Genomic DNA, 12,992 nt, shown 5'->3' on the forward strand with positions numbered 1-12,992 from the left:
AAAGATGGCGCCAGAACACCACCCCTACGGGTCAAAGTGTTCCGGGCTTTAGCCGAACCAGATCCCGTAATACATTCGCATTCCTCCCTCCATATGAGTCAGGCGCACCCTGCCAAATCAAATCGGGTTTGTCATCCCCTTTTGAGACTTCAATTTATTCCGCCAGCAATTCTACGCGGCTGAGCGTAAAATCCGACGCGATCCACCGCGCCTCAAGCTCGGCCAGTTTTTTGCCCAGCGCGGGACCCGAGAAGGCTGGGATCAAATCCGACGCCTTAATCGGGAAACTGGCTGCGGCCCCACGTTGCAATGCTTGGCTCAGGTCTTCTGACCATGGCTGTTCAAGAAATGCGTGGCGCAAAAGCGTCTCGTGCAAACCGCCTTCCGAGCCATAGCGGTAACCCAATTCCGCGACGCTGGTCATCGCCATCGCTTCGTCGCGCATCCGGGTCAGTCTTTGCAGTTGCGCACGGCTGAGGCGCAGGGTTTTTGCGACTTCAGGCGGTGCAATTGCAGCCAAACGGCGAATCGCTTCGGATGCGGCGTGGGCGTCTTGTTCCAACTTGATAAGGATCGCCAAAGCCCGGTCATCCGCACCGGGTAGAAGCTGCGCCAGAACACCTGTGCTGCGCATGGCGGCAACCGACGGAGCGGGGTCAGGCGCAGCGAGAAGTTTCAGCATCTCGGCCCCAACCCTTTCGCGGGAAAGTGTCTCTAATCCGTCCAAATTCGCAGCAATCGCATCCAGCGCATCGGGGTCGAAGCCCTGGTCTGCATCACCATACCAAGCGTGAAAGCGGAAGTATCTGAGCGATCGCAGGTAGTCTTCGCGGATGCGATCACTGGCCTCCCCGATGAACCGCACGCGACGCGCCTGTAGATCCGGCAAACCGTTCAGCGGATCAAGGAGCGTGCCGTCAGGTCGAGCGTAAAGCGCGTTCATAGTGAAATCACGACGCGCGGCGTCTTCTTCGACCTTGTCGGAAAAGGCCACAACCGCACGTCGGCCATCCGTTTCGACATCACGGCGGAACGTCGTGACCTCATGAGGAATACCCTTGCTGACGACGGTTACCGTGCCATGTTCGATCCCAGTCGGGATTGGTTTCAGTCCAGCCTTCTGCGCCAGTTCCATAACCCGCTCGGGCTTTGCATCCGTGGCAATATCGATGTCTGAAACCGGTGCGCACAGCAGAGCATTGCGCACACAACCACCGACGAAAAGCGCCTGCGCCCCGCCGTTAGTCAATGCAGCGCACACATCCTGTGTGGCTTGTTCGGTTAACCAATCTTCTGTGATCCGCTTCATTCACTCATCCGCGCTGCCAGTCCCCGCAGCATCCGCGCCGTTGCGCCCCAGATGTAATAGGGGCCATATGGCACAGCATAGTAATACCGTCTTTGGCCGCGCCATCGGCGCGACTCGACGACATAATTCTCTGGGTTCAAGACATGCGCAAGCGGAACTGAAAAGACCTCATCCACTTCGCCCGGTTCGGCGATGGTTTCGAAGCTGGCTTCAAGGATCGCAACAACAGGCGTAACCGAAAAGGAGGTTACGGTTTCATGGGTTGGCAGATGGCCCAGTATGCGCGGCAATTCGGGTGGCAGACCGATTTCTTCTCGGGCTTCGCGTAAGGCGGTGGCCGTGACATCCGCGTCACCTTCATCCTGTTTTCCACCCGGAAAGGCAATCTGGCCCGGGTGGTGCTTCAGCGCCGAAGAACGCTTGGTCAGGATCAATTGGGGCGTGCCATAAGCCAGAGAAACAGGCACTAACACACCCGCAGGGCGCAATTTGCGCCCCGCAGGCAGCACCGTCTCCGGGTTCAGATCAAAGTCACTGGACCCATCGCCATCACGACCCAGAGCCGCTGTCAGTTCCGAGATCAGATCACGCGCCATCCGGACCTTCGGCCTCGAACCCAACGGTTGTTGGATCCAGCACGTAATGTGCACCGCAGAACTGGCAGTCGGCCGTTACAGTGCCCTGATCGGTCGTCATCTTCTCGATATCCTGCGCCGAATAGATCGACAGACTTTGCCGTACGCGATCTTCGGAACAGGTGCAGCCGAACTGCACTTGCTGCGCATCGTATACACGGGGCTGTTCCTCGTGAAACAGACGCACCAGCAGGTCGGTCGGAGCGATCACTGGACCTATCAATTCCAGATCATCCACGGTGTCGAGCAAGATGTTGACGCGACCCCAGTTTTCACCTTCTTCGCCATCCACAAGGTCCGAGGCGGTCAGGATCTCTCCGTTGCCCTCCCCCGACGCGGCAAAGGGCGAGGCCTTGGGCATGTGCTGCAACATAATCCCGCCTGCGCGCCAGTGTTCCCCGACACCGGGCTCGGTCGATTTGCCGAAGCTCAGTGAAAACCTGGTTGGCAACTGTTCAGACTGTGCAAAGTAAGCCTCGGCACAGGCGCTCAGCGATCCGCCGGCCAATGGCGTGATGCCTTGATAGGGTTGAGTGCCCTCGCCCTGATCGATCATGATGGCGAAATAGCCCTCGCCCACCTGGTCGAAGGGAGCGGCATCAGTCAGCCGGTCACGGTCAAAGCTGGCATAGGCACGGATCTGCGCGGGCTCACCTTCGACCTGCGGCGCGTAGTAATCTGTTGCGATCATCCGCACAGCACCCTTGGACTGCACCTGTAGGGACAGCTTCCAGCGCAGCGATACTGTCTGCCCGATCAATGCGGTCAGCAGGGCCATCTCGGCCACCAGCGCCTCGACCACCTCAGGGTAGTCGTGCTGTTTCAGGATGCCGTCCAACACACCGTCCAGCCGCGCCACACGGCCACGCATGTCGGGTATATCGAGTTGAAAGGGCAGGACCGTGTCGTCCCACGCGATTTTGGTTCCAATGGACATGGGGTTTCCTTAAGCGCCACAGGTTGGCATACCGCCACCATATAGGTTGAACAGTTTTGGTTGAAAGGGGCCTTACATGATCAGACGGTTCGGTGAAAGCCCCGGGGCAGATCGTAAATACACCCGGCGTGTCGGCGTATATGCTCTGCTGCCTCAAGGCAACCGATTGTTGCTAACCTGTCAGCTGGAACCTGGCCCCGATCTTCAGCTGCCGGGCGGTGGCATCGATCCCGGGGAATCACCCATTACGGCGCTTCATCGTGAGGTTTACGAAGAAACCGGTTGGCTGATCGCCGCACCCCGGCGTGTGGGTGCGTTTCGGCGATACACCTACATGCCGGAATACGACCTGTGGGCCGAGAAAGTCTGCCTGATCTACCGCGCCCACCCCGTCCGTCGCCTGGGCCCTCCGACCGAAGACATTCACGAGGCCATTTGGATGGAGACTGCAAATGCGGTGCATCTGTTGGGCAACGAGGGCGACGCCCATTTCGCGCAGCGCCACCTGCATGGGCTTTAAGGTCCGTTATACTCAAAAAACACTGCTGAGACGTCATCCGCAATACCGCTGTCCGGTGACATCACCTGAGTAAGACGCCAGAACATGTCGTCCAGGAATTCCGGTCCACCGTGATCGGCAGCGCATTCAACAGCCATCGCCTTCAGCCCGTCATCATCCAGCAAACTACCATCGGCAAGTTGGCATTCGGTGAACCCGTCCGAATGCAAAAGCAGCTTGTCGCCCGGTTGCATATAGGTTTCCGTCTGCTGAAACTGCACCTCGGGCAGCAGACCAATCGGCAACCCGCCTGCGCCCAGAAACTCGGTTTCGCCATCATGGCGCAGTAATAGCGGATGCGGGTGCCCGGCCTGCACCATCTTCAGGTGCCCATTGCGCAGGTCGATGATGGCATAGACCATGGTGAAATACTCTTCGATCCCGGTATCGGCGATCAGACGCGAGTTAAGCAGCGACGCGACCTCTTCGGGCGGTAGCAAGGCGTAGAATTTGTTGAACCGACGCTCCATCGCGATGTTCTGGTCTAAATGCGTACTGGACAGATACCCGCCCAGACGAGCCGTCATCATCGCGGACGTGATGCCATGGCCCGAGACATCAATACTATAGAACCCCAGCCGATTAACACCGGGTGAGAACATTCCAACAAGATCGCCGCCGATATGCCCACAGGGTTTCAAAAGCAGGCTGACCTGAGATCTACCGAAGGTTCCCTTCAACTCTGGCACCAGAGATTCCTGAATCTTTCGCGCCTGCATCAGATCTTTGTCGATCGCGTCGTGAGCAAGTTTGAGTTCATTCAACTCCGTTTCGATCAGTTGGTTTTTTCGCGACAATTCCCGTTGCATGTCGAGAATGCGTGCGCCCGCCGAGATGCGCGCCCGCAGCTCATCCGCCTCGAGCGGTTTGATCAGGAAATCATCCGCCCCGGCATCCAGCGCTCGCGCGACCTCCTGCTTTTCGCTTTTTGAGGTCAGAAGTATGAAATAGCTATATTGCTCACTATCCAGGTTTCGGAACGCGCTGCAGAACTCTAGCCCGCCCATACCCGGCATGACCCAGTCACTGAGAACCAGATCGGGTGTATCGATTGCGCAATGCTCAATCGCAGCCTCGCCGCTATCGGCCTCAAGAACTTCGAACCCCCACTTCTTCAGCGAGGCCACCAGAATGCGCCGCTGCAGACGGTTATCGTCTACAACAAGAACCTTACGGATCGCGCCAAAATCCAGCTCGACTCGGGTCTCAACATGACTGGCATCCGGCACCATGAAGTCCCTGTACTTGCTCAACTCTCCAGTTATCGCAACGCTAAAGGCGTCAGCTTAACATCCGATGAAAGATCGAGCAGCCAAAGTTTAACTCCACATTTACCCGCAGCAGGATACCAATATGCAACCGCAAGTGGGTGGCATGATTCAGTGGTCCAGAGTCAGACAGTTACGTGATGAGGTCGGCGCAGAAGAGTTCGATGAGGTTGTCGATATCTTTCTGGACGAGGTTCAGAAGGTCATCAAAAAGCTGCGCGATGATACGGCCCGGATTGAGATCGAGCAGAACCTGCATTTCCTGAAAGGCAGCGCATTAAGTCTTGGGTTCGACAGCTTCTCGAAGCTATGTCAGGACGGCGAGCGCCGGGCCGCTGCGGGCGACGGAGTTGCAGTCGATCTGGGTGAAATCTGTACGGCTTATGACGCTTCGGAAGCCTTGTTTCAGGCGGGTCTCGCCGAAAACCTGCTCTAAATTACAAACTGCGCCAGGGTCTCGTCCTCGGTGATATCTGTATACGTGAACCCTGCGTCATCCAGATGCGCGAACAGACGCATAAAATTCTCGGGTTTGCGGGTCTCTATTCCGATCAGAACAGAACCAAAGTTGCGCGCCGATTTTTTCATGTATTCAAATCGTGCAATATCGTCCTCTGGGCCAAGGATACCCAAGAACTCTTTCAACGCACCTGGGCGCTGCGGTAGTCGTAGGATGAAGTATTTCTTCACGCCTGAATAGCGCTGCGCGCGCTCTTTCACTTCAGGCAGGCGCTCGAAATCAAAATTGCCTCCAGAAGTCACGCAGACCACTGTCTTGCCACGGATAAAGCTCTGGACATCGGCAACCGCCTCAATCGCCAAGGCACCAGCTGGCTCCAAAACGATGCCTTCGACATTCAGCATCTCGATCATGGTGGTACAAATCCGATCCTCGGACAGGACCAAAACATCTGACAGGTGACGATCCTTCAGCAGCTCAAAGGGTTTCGCACCAATTTTTCCGACCGCCGCGCCGTCTACAAAATTGTCCACGTGGTCCAACGCCACCGGATGTCCCGCTGCCATTGCCGCATGCAAGCACGCGCCGCCTTTTGGCTCCACAAATAAACAATGCGTCCGGCCCCCAAACCAAGTCGCGACCCCCGAAGACATTCCGCCACCGCCAACAGGCAGGATCACGTGATCAGGCATGCCGCCCAATTGCGCTTCGATCTCAACCGCCAGAGAGGCCTGTCCCTCGATCACATCAGCATCGTCGAACGGAGACAAGAAATGCCCACCCTGCTCTGCACACCAGGATTGAGCGGCGGACAGAGTATCGTCGAAATAGTCACCGGTCAGATGTATCTCGATATTGTCACCACCAAAGATACGGGTTTTCTGTATCTTCTGCTGCGGCGTTGTCACCGGCATGAAGATCACGCCCTTCACGCCCAGATGCTTGCACATATAGGCCACGCCCTGCGCGTGATTGCCTGCGCTGGCACAAACGAATAGCTCCTGCCCCTGCTGCTTGCGCATTGCATTGAATGCGCCGCGGATCTTGTAGGACCGCACCGGGCTGAGGTCTTCGCGCTTGAGCCAGATATCCGCGCCATAACGGTCGGACAGATGGGCATTCCGTTGTAGAGGCGTTGCTGGAAAAACAGAGCGCATCGCCTGTTCGGCAGCACGGGCACGGGTCATGAAATTGGTCATGTCGATTTCCCTGCCCGATCACCGCTGAAAGGGCAAGGAATACATATGTGTACGGGCTCAGGACAACTCGCGTTTCTCGACGAACACACCATAGATCGTCGTCAGAATGCTGACATTGATCAATGGGACGATCAGCATGCTCGCAAACAAGACAACGAAGATACCGATGATCGGGACGAACAGCAGCAGTGACGCGAGTAGCTGAAGCAACAATTGGAAGAGGATGGACAAGACGACCAGAAGTGCAATTGCTCCGCTTGCGCCAGAGGTCGCCTGCCAAGCTTCAGACAGCTTTAGCGGTTTTCCGATCGCTGCGGCGGGCAAAATCGCGGAGGCCCGATAGAAACCGATGGTGAGAAAGATAATCAAGCCCAGCCAAACCAGAATTCCTAGCACTGCAGAGGCTTGCGCCACCATGCTCATGATCAACGTCCCCGGTATCATGATGATAAGAGCGATTAGGCCGAGCATCAGGAGACGCCCGAAATAGGCGAGCACACGGTCGAACCTGAAAGGCGGAACCAAACCGCTTGGATATTCCTCAAGAAGAACAAAGCGGTGCCACGACACGACAATCCAAAGCATGACCCCAAAGATAACGGCCATAAAGCAAAGCAGAAATCCGGTGAAGGATGCCGCCGTTACACCGTCAGGGAAGCCAGTGGTTTCACTGTTAAATTCTTCAAACGGGATGCCGAACAGAAAGAACAAGCCAATGGCAAAGAAGCCGCCAATCAACGCTGGTACCACAGAAATCTGCAATGCCTGTGTCAGATTCCTAAGAACCATTCTCACCGAATGCACGAATATCTCTAATCCCAGCATAAAAACCGCCCTCTCAACTATTCCTTGTTCTCTAACGGACCGTTTCACCTCAATTCCCGCCCTGCGTCAATCCACACAGCTTGCCCCCGCGTCCAAAACCCGCTAGGGGCCAGTCGTTCTACGCATAAAGGGAAGTCAGATGTCCGCGCCCAAGAAAGTTGTTCTGGCCTATTCCGGTGGCCTTGATACCTCGATCATTCTGAAATGGCTGCAGACCGAGTATGGCTGTGAGGTCGTGACCTTTACCGCCGATCTGGGTCAGGGCGAGGAGCTTGAGCCCGCCCGCAAAAAGGCAGAGTTGCTTGGGATCAAGCCCGAGAACATCTATATCGAGGACATCCGAGAAGAGTTCGTGCGCGACTTCGTCTTCCCCATGTTCCGCGCCAACGCGGTTTATGAAGGTCTATACCTGCTCGGTACGTCCATCGCGCGACCTCTGATCTCGAAACGTCTGGTTGAGATTGCTGAGGCGACCGGTGCTGATGCCGTCGCCCATGGCGCGACCGGCAAGGGCAACGATCAGGTGCGGTTCGAACTGGCGGCTTACGCGCTGAACCCCGACATCAAGGTTATTGCTCCATGGCGCGAGTGGGACCTGACCAGCCGCACCCGTCTGCTGGAATTTGCCGAAGCGAACCAAATTCCGATTGCCAAGGACAAACGCGGTGAGGCACCCTTCTCGGTCGACGCCAACCTGCTGCACACCTCGTCTGAAGGCAAGGTTCTGGAAGACCCCGCCGACATGGCACCCGACTATGTCTACCAGCGCACCGTCCACCCCGAAGACGCACCGAATGAGCCCGAGTTTATCGAGATCGGCTTTGAAAAAGGTGACGCGGTCAGCATCAATGGTGAGGCGATGAGCCCCGCAACCATCCTGACCAGGCTGAACGAATATGGCGGCAAGCACGGCATTGGCCGTCTCGATCTGGTCGAAGGCCGCTTCGTTGGAATGAAATCGCGCGGCATCTACGAAACTCCCGGCGGCACCATACTGTTGGAAGCGCACCGTGGCATCGAATCCATCACCATGGACCGGGGCGCGATGCACCTGAAGGATCAGCTGATGCCGCAATATGCCGAGCTGATCTATAACGGCTTCTGGTATTCGCCTGAGCGTGAGATGCTGCAGGCCGCCATCGACAAGTCGCAAGAACATGTCACCGGCACCGTTCGCGTAAAGCTGTACAAAGGTCTTGCCTCAACCGTGGGCCGCTGGTCGGATCACTCGCTCTATTCCGAAGCACACGTGACCTTTGAGGAAGACGCCGGCGCCTACGATCAAAAAGACGCGGCGGGCTTCATTCAGCTGAACGCGCTGCGCTTGAAGCTCTTGGCCACGCGTGACAAGCGGCTGAGCAAGTAAGCATTCAGAATCCGAAAATAACCCCGGTGTCCGTTCAGGCACCGGGGTTTTTCTTTGTAGGGGGTTTCCGTCGGGTCGGGCTTGCCCGGATCAGGCGTTTGTCTTTACGCATACGTCACCCAGAGAAGGACGGATCATGCTACAAGACATCGCCGACGGAATTCAGAAAGGTCTGAATGGCAAGGGCTTTGACGGAACACTGAAATTCGATTGCGGCGAGGATGGCGTGATTGTCTTGGCCGACAACACTGCCTCAACCAAAGATCGCGAGACCGATTGCACCATTCGTATCTCGCGCGAAAACCTGAACAAACTGCTGACCGGTAAGCTGAACCCGATGACCGGGGTTGCTTTGGGCAAGCTGAAGATCTCAGGCAATATGGGTGTGGCGATGAAACTGGGGCAGTTGCTGGGCTGATAAACTCGTCTCACCAGCGCGTGACAAATCATGTCAGCGCATTGCGCAAGCGCGATCCAGCGGGCAGCTTGGTTTCGGAAGGAGACCTGCCATGACCCGGACCACTTACCTTGATTGCCTGAAACCTTCGCTTCTGTTTGTGCTGATCCTGTTGGTCGCAATGCTGCGCGCCTTGCCAGCCCCTGCGGCGGGGACAGAAACGCTGACCGTAGCCGGGGGCTGTTTCTGGTGTATCGAATCCGATTTCGAATCCGTGCCCGGGGTAATAGGCGCAGTTTCGGGTTATACGGGCGGTACGACCGAGAACCCAACCTATGATCAGGTCTCAAAAGGCGGAAGCGGGCATTACGAGGCGGTGCAGATCACCTTCGATCCCGCCCGCGTTTCCCGTGAAACCTTGCTGAACATGTTCTTCCGTTCGGTCGATCCAACGGACGCGGGAGGTCAGTTCTGTGATCGGGGTGAGAGCTATCGGACCGCCATTTTCGTCTCTAACACAGGGGAAAAGGCGTTGGCGCAGCAGGCTAAGAGCAGCGCGCAAAACGCGTTGGGTCAAACGGTGGTCACACCGATCCTGCAGGCCGGCACGTTTTATCCGGCGGAAGCCTATCATCAGGATTACTACAAGGGCGACAAGCTGGTCCTGACCCGGTTTGGTCCCAAGCGCCAAAAGAACGCGTACAAAGCATACCGCAAAGCCTGCGGTCGCGATGCGCGCGTCAAGCAATTGTGGGGAAGCGAAGCACCCTTTGCCGGCTCCTAATCCAGCTGCGCTTCGCGTACCTCTTTTAGATCAGGAATAACATCAGCTGTCCCGTGCCGCGTGACCATCAGGGCCGCGGCACGGTTTGCTTGTGCAATTGCCTGCTCCATTGGCATGCCCCGATCCATGCCCGCCAGCACATAGCCGGTAAAAGTGTCACCAGCACCCGTGGTATCCACGGCGTTGACCTTATGCGCCCGAAACGCTTGTGGTTTATGACCCCGCTGATAATACCGCGCACCTTTTGAGCCAAAGGTGACGATAACATGCTCGACCTGCAGGTCTGACGGGGCCAGGCCCGTTGCATCCTGCAATTGCTCAGCTTCGACTTCGTTGAGGATCAAAAAGTCCAGATACGGCAGAACCGCCTGTACCGCCTCGGCTTGAAATGGAGCGGCCGCATAGCACACGGTCAGCCCCAGTTCGCAACCCAGTTTGGCGGCCTCAATTTGAGCATTGGTTTCGTTCTGCATCACCAGCAGGTCACCCGAAACGGCCGAGGACAACGCCTGTCCTAGTTGGTCATTCGAAATGGCATGGTTGGCACCCTGAAACAGCACAATCAGGTTTTCGCCCTGCGCATCCACCGCAATGATGGCGTGACCCGTGGGTACTTCCACCTCAGCAATATGCCGCGTGTCCACGCCATATTCGGTTAACCTGTCCCGCGCCCAAAGGCCATCTGACCCGACCGCGCCAATATGTGAAACCCGTGACCCCGCGCGGGCCGCAGCCACCGACATGTTGGCCCCTTTTCCGCCCAGAAACCTTTGCAACCCGCTGGCCGCAAGAGTTTCACCCGCCGCAGGCAAATGCGGCAGGGCATAGACCATATCCGCGTTGATAGAGCCTAGGTTCCATATCGTCATGATTTACCCAATATCGCAGGAGGCCAGAATGGCCATGTTCAGAATGTCATTCGCGGTCGAAACCGTCGAACAGATCTGGATCGGCTTATCAACGCCGGACAGGATCGGACCGATTACGGTGGCTCCACCCATTTCCTGCATCAGCTTGGTCGAGATCGAAGCCGAGTGTCGTGCGGGAACAATCAGGATATTGGCTGGTCCGGTCAGGCGTTGGAACGGATAAGCTTCCTGCTGATCCACATTCAGGGCCACATCAACCGTCATCTCCCCTTCGTACTCGAAATCGACGCCGCGCTCGTCCAGCACTACCGGAGCACGGTGCATCTTCTCAGCACGTTCAGACACCGGGTAACCGAAGGTCGAGAAACTGACAAAGGCCGCCCGGGGCTCAAGCCCCATATGGCGCGCCACCGCAGCAGCGCGTTCGGCGATATTGGCCAGATCATTCTCATCCGGCCACTCATGCACCAACGTGTCGCCAATCAGGACGATCCGCCCCTTGTGCAGCAAGGCGGTAACCCCCGCCGCGCCATGGGCGGCATCGGCGTCAAACACATGGTTGATGCGGTCCAGAACATGCGCCGACTTGCGCGTTGCCCCGGTCACCAGGCCATCCGCATGACCATGCGCCAGCATTAGAGACGAAAAGACGTGTCGGTCCCGCGCAGCGAGGCGGTGAATGTCCTTGTGGTCAAACCCTTTGCGCTGCAGGCGCTGATACAGAAAATCCTTATAGGCCTCGAGATGTGAGGTATTGGCCGCGTTCACCACATCAATCTCGCGCACCGCGTCCCCAAGACCAGCGGCTTCAAGCTTTTCTTTGACATCGTCCGGCCGCCCTACAACCAGCGCCTTCCCAAAGCCCGAACGTTGGTACATGACGGCTGCGCGCAACACGCGCGGATCGTCGCCCTCGGCAAAGATCATCCGGCTTTGCGCCTGACGCGCACGTGCGTTCAGGCCGCGCAAGATGCTGGCCGTCGGGTCCATGCGGGATTTCAGGCTCAGCTCATACGCTTCCATATCGATGATTGGGCGCCGCGCAGCGCCGGTATCCATACCGGCCTTGGCGACCGCAGGCGGGATACGGTGAATCAGGCGCGGATCAAACGGGGTTGGGATGATGTAGTCGCGCCCAAAAGTAAGCGACTTGCCGTAGGCCATTGCTACTTCATCCGGCACATCTTCACGCGCCAATCGTGCCAGCGCATGGGCGCACGCAATTTTCATCTCGTCATTGATCGCACGGGCATGAATATCCAACGCGCCGCGGAATAGATAAGGAAAGCCCAGAACGTTATTCACCTGGTTCGGATAGTCGCTACGGCCCGTCGCAACGATCGCATCAACGCGGACCTCATGCGCCTCTTCCGGTGTGATTTCGGGATCGGGGTTCGCCATCGCAAAGATGACCGGATTGTCGGCCATGCTGGCCACCATATCCTGCGTCACAGCCCCTTTGACCGACACGCCAAGGAACACATCCGCGCCCTTCATGGCATCTTCCAGCGTGCGCAGATCGGTCGAGATCGCGTGGGCTGATTTCCACTGGTTCATGCCCTCGGTCCGGCCCTGATAGATCACGCCCTTGGTATCGCAGACAATGCAGTTCTCGTGCCGCGCGCCCATCGCCTTAAGTAGTTCGATACAGGCGATCCCAGCAGCACCCGCCCCGTTCAGTACAATTTTCACATCTTCAATCTTTTTGCCTGAGATGTGCAGTGCGTTCAGCAGGCCCGCTGCACAGATCACCGCTGTTCCGTGCTGGTCATCGTGGAAGACTGGGATATCCATCTCTTCCTTCAGGCGCTGTTCGATGATGAAACACTCAGGCGCTTTGATGTCCTCAAGGTTAATACCGCCGAAGGTCGGCCCCATCAGACGCACCGCGCGGCAGAATTCATCGGGGTCTTCGGTATCCAGTTCGATATCGATCGAGTTCACATCAGCGAACCGCTTGAACAGGACCGATTTGCCTTCCATCACCGGTTTTGAGCCCAGCGCGCCAAGATTCCCAAGGCCCAGAACGGCGGTGCCATTCGAGATCACAGCAACCAAATTACCCTTGTTTGTATAATCATAGGCGGTCTCGGGCGCTTCAGCGATGGCTTCACATGGAACCGCAACGCCAGGGCTGTAGGCCAGCGACAGATCGCGCTGCGTGGTCATGGGAACAGTGGCCTGCACCTCCCACTTGCCGGGGGTCGGGTCGAGGTGAAAGGCCAACGCCTCTTCTTTGGTGATCTTCGCTTTGGGCATCTTACAGGTCGTTTCCATGACTTAAGGGCTTTTGCCTCATAGCGCAGGCAGAGCCGCGCCTCAACGGGAATGAGTTTTCGGCTTTTACAGAAGATGCGGGATTTGTAAGGTCGCGCCGGAACACG

Annotated in this window: 13 protein-coding genes; 5 read left to right on the forward strand and 8 right to left on the reverse strand. The window is 57.1% G+C overall.

Annotated elements, in window-relative coordinates; translation table 11 throughout:
* Window positions 1-154 precede the first annotated feature (154 nt).
* Genes ACR0KN_RS18585 through hslO form a run of 3 tightly spaced genes read right to left on the reverse strand, consistent with a single transcriptional unit; the run spans window position 155 to window position 2,881 of the window.
* The gene (locus ACR0KN_RS18585) at window positions 155-1,309 is read right to left on the reverse strand and encodes a CCA tRNA nucleotidyltransferase (protein ID WP_480655645.1); all 1,155 of its coding nucleotides are present in this window, start codon (window positions 1,307-1,309) and stop codon (window positions 155-157) included.
* Window positions 1,306-1,905: a CoA pyrophosphatase gene (locus ACR0KN_RS18590; protein ID WP_480655647.1), complete on the reverse strand. Its 600-nt coding sequence runs from the start codon at window positions 1,903-1,905 to the stop codon at window positions 1,306-1,308. Before ACR0KN_RS18590 ends, ACR0KN_RS18585 begins: the two co-directional genes overlap by 4 nt.
* Window positions 1,895-2,881, reverse strand: coding sequence for an Hsp33 family molecular chaperone HslO (gene hslO / locus ACR0KN_RS18595; RefSeq protein ID WP_170471069.1), 987 nt, complete (start codon window positions 2,879-2,881; stop codon window positions 1,895-1,897). The genes ACR0KN_RS18590 and hslO overlap by 11 nt, the downstream gene beginning before the upstream one ends.
* A 76-nt stretch (window positions 2,882-2,957) precedes the next feature.
* On the opposite strand from hslO, the gene ACR0KN_RS18600 reads away from it, so the two are divergent.
* On the forward strand, window positions 2,958-3,401 hold the full coding sequence (locus ACR0KN_RS18600) for an NUDIX hydrolase (RefSeq protein ID WP_480655649.1): 444 nt from the start codon (window positions 2,958-2,960) through the stop codon (window positions 3,399-3,401).
* Here the strand turns inward: ACR0KN_RS18600 and ACR0KN_RS18605 are convergent.
* On the reverse strand, window positions 3,398-4,672 hold the full coding sequence (locus tag ACR0KN_RS18605) for a PP2C family protein-serine/threonine phosphatase (protein WP_480655745.1): 1,275 nt from the start codon (window positions 4,670-4,672) through the stop codon (window positions 3,398-3,400). The genes ACR0KN_RS18600 and ACR0KN_RS18605 overlap by 4 nt on opposite strands.
* A 121-nt stretch (window positions 4,673-4,793) precedes the next feature.
* On the opposite strand from ACR0KN_RS18605, the gene ACR0KN_RS18610 reads away from it, so the two are divergent.
* The gene (locus ACR0KN_RS18610) at window positions 4,794-5,144 is read left to right on the forward strand and encodes an Hpt domain-containing protein (protein ID WP_480655651.1); all 351 of its coding nucleotides are present in this window, start codon (window positions 4,794-4,796) and stop codon (window positions 5,142-5,144) included.
* Here ACR0KN_RS18610 and ilvA read toward each other — a convergent pair.
* Together ilvA and ACR0KN_RS18620 are read right to left on the reverse strand one after the other, a co-directional pair.
* On the reverse strand, window positions 5,141-6,367 hold the full coding sequence (gene ilvA, locus ACR0KN_RS18615) for a threonine ammonia-lyase IlvA (protein ID WP_480655653.1): 1,227 nt from the start codon (window positions 6,365-6,367) through the stop codon (window positions 5,141-5,143). The genes ACR0KN_RS18610 and ilvA overlap by 4 nt on opposite strands.
* 57 nt (window positions 6,368-6,424) lie before the next feature.
* Window positions 6,425-7,192, reverse strand: a complete 768-nt coding sequence (locus tag ACR0KN_RS18620) for a hypothetical protein (protein ID WP_480655655.1) — start codon at window positions 7,190-7,192, stop codon at window positions 6,425-6,427.
* Window positions 7,193-7,331: 139 nt separating this feature from the next.
* Between ACR0KN_RS18620 and ACR0KN_RS18625 the strand changes: the two genes are divergently transcribed.
* From ACR0KN_RS18625 to msrA, 3 genes are all read left to right on the forward strand, one after another.
* On the forward strand, window positions 7,332-8,558 hold the full coding sequence (locus ACR0KN_RS18625) for an argininosuccinate synthase (RefSeq protein ID WP_480655657.1): 1,227 nt from the start codon (window positions 7,332-7,334) through the stop codon (window positions 8,556-8,558).
* A gap of 136 nt (window positions 8,559-8,694) precedes the next feature.
* Window positions 8,695-8,976: an SCP2 sterol-binding domain-containing protein gene (locus tag ACR0KN_RS18630; RefSeq protein ID WP_480655659.1), complete on the forward strand. Its 282-nt coding sequence runs from the start codon at window positions 8,695-8,697 to the stop codon at window positions 8,974-8,976.
* A gap of 91 nt (window positions 8,977-9,067) precedes the next feature.
* Window positions 9,068-9,739, forward strand: coding sequence for a peptide-methionine (S)-S-oxide reductase MsrA (msrA, locus tag ACR0KN_RS18635; protein ID WP_480655661.1), 672 nt, complete (start codon window positions 9,068-9,070; stop codon window positions 9,737-9,739).
* Here msrA and ACR0KN_RS18640 read toward each other — a convergent pair.
* Window positions 9,736-10,608, reverse strand: coding sequence for a ribokinase (locus tag ACR0KN_RS18640; protein ID WP_480655663.1), 873 nt, complete (start codon window positions 10,606-10,608; stop codon window positions 9,736-9,738). The two genes, msrA and ACR0KN_RS18640, sit on opposite strands and share 4 nt — an antisense overlap.
* A 3-nt stretch (window positions 10,609-10,611) precedes the next feature.
* Complete coding sequence (locus ACR0KN_RS18645) at window positions 10,612-12,867, reverse strand: NADP-dependent malic enzyme (RefSeq protein ID WP_170780066.1); 2,256 nt, start codon at window positions 12,865-12,867, stop codon at window positions 10,612-10,614.
* Between the last annotated feature and the right edge of the window lie 125 nt (window positions 12,868-12,992).

It is taken from the genome of Ruegeria sp. AP7, from assembly GCF_056539905.1.

Excerpts from the sequence above, each read along its gene's own strand:
- ACR0KN_RS18625 (WP_480655657.1), top strand. The coding sequence starts at position 7,332 with ATGTCCGCGCCCAAGAAAGTTGTTCTGGCCTATTCCGGTGGCCTTGAT.
- ACR0KN_RS18610 (WP_480655651.1), top strand. The coding sequence starts at position 4,794 with ATGCAACCGCAAGTGGGTGGCATGATTCAGTGGTCCAGAGTCAGACAG.
- ACR0KN_RS18600 (WP_480655649.1), top strand. The coding sequence starts at position 2,958 with ATGATCAGACGGTTCGGTGAAAGCCCCGGGGCAGATCGTAAATACACC.
- ilvA (WP_480655653.1), bottom strand. The coding sequence starts at position 6,367 with ATGACCAATTTCATGACCCGTGCCCGTGCTGCCGAACAGGCGATGCGC.
- ACR0KN_RS18590 (WP_480655647.1), bottom strand. The coding sequence starts at position 1,905 with ATGGCGCGTGATCTGATCTCGGAACTGACAGCGGCTCTGGGTCGTGAT.
- ACR0KN_RS18645 (WP_170780066.1), bottom strand. The coding sequence starts at position 12,867 with ATGCCCAAAGCGAAGATCACCAAAGAAGAGGCGTTGGCCTTTCACCTC.
- hslO (WP_170471069.1), bottom strand. The coding sequence starts at position 2,881 with ATGTCCATTGGAACCAAAATCGCGTGGGACGACACGGTCCTGCCCTTT.
- ACR0KN_RS18620 (WP_480655655.1), bottom strand. The coding sequence starts at position 7,192 with ATGCTGGGATTAGAGATATTCGTGCATTCGGTGAGAATGGTTCTTAGG.
- ACR0KN_RS18640 (WP_480655663.1), bottom strand. The coding sequence starts at position 10,608 with ATGACGATATGGAACCTAGGCTCTATCAACGCGGATATGGTCTATGCC.
- ACR0KN_RS18605 (WP_480655745.1), bottom strand. The coding sequence starts at position 4,672 with ATGGTGCCGGATGCCAGTCATGTTGAGACCCGAGTCGAGCTGGATTTT.
- msrA (WP_480655661.1), top strand. The coding sequence starts at position 9,068 with ATGACCCGGACCACTTACCTTGATTGCCTGAAACCTTCGCTTCTGTTT.
- ACR0KN_RS18630 (WP_480655659.1), top strand. The coding sequence starts at position 8,695 with ATGCTACAAGACATCGCCGACGGAATTCAGAAAGGTCTGAATGGCAAG.
- ACR0KN_RS18585 (WP_480655645.1), bottom strand. The coding sequence starts at position 1,309 with ATGAAGCGGATCACAGAAGATTGGTTAACCGAACAAGCCACACAGGAT.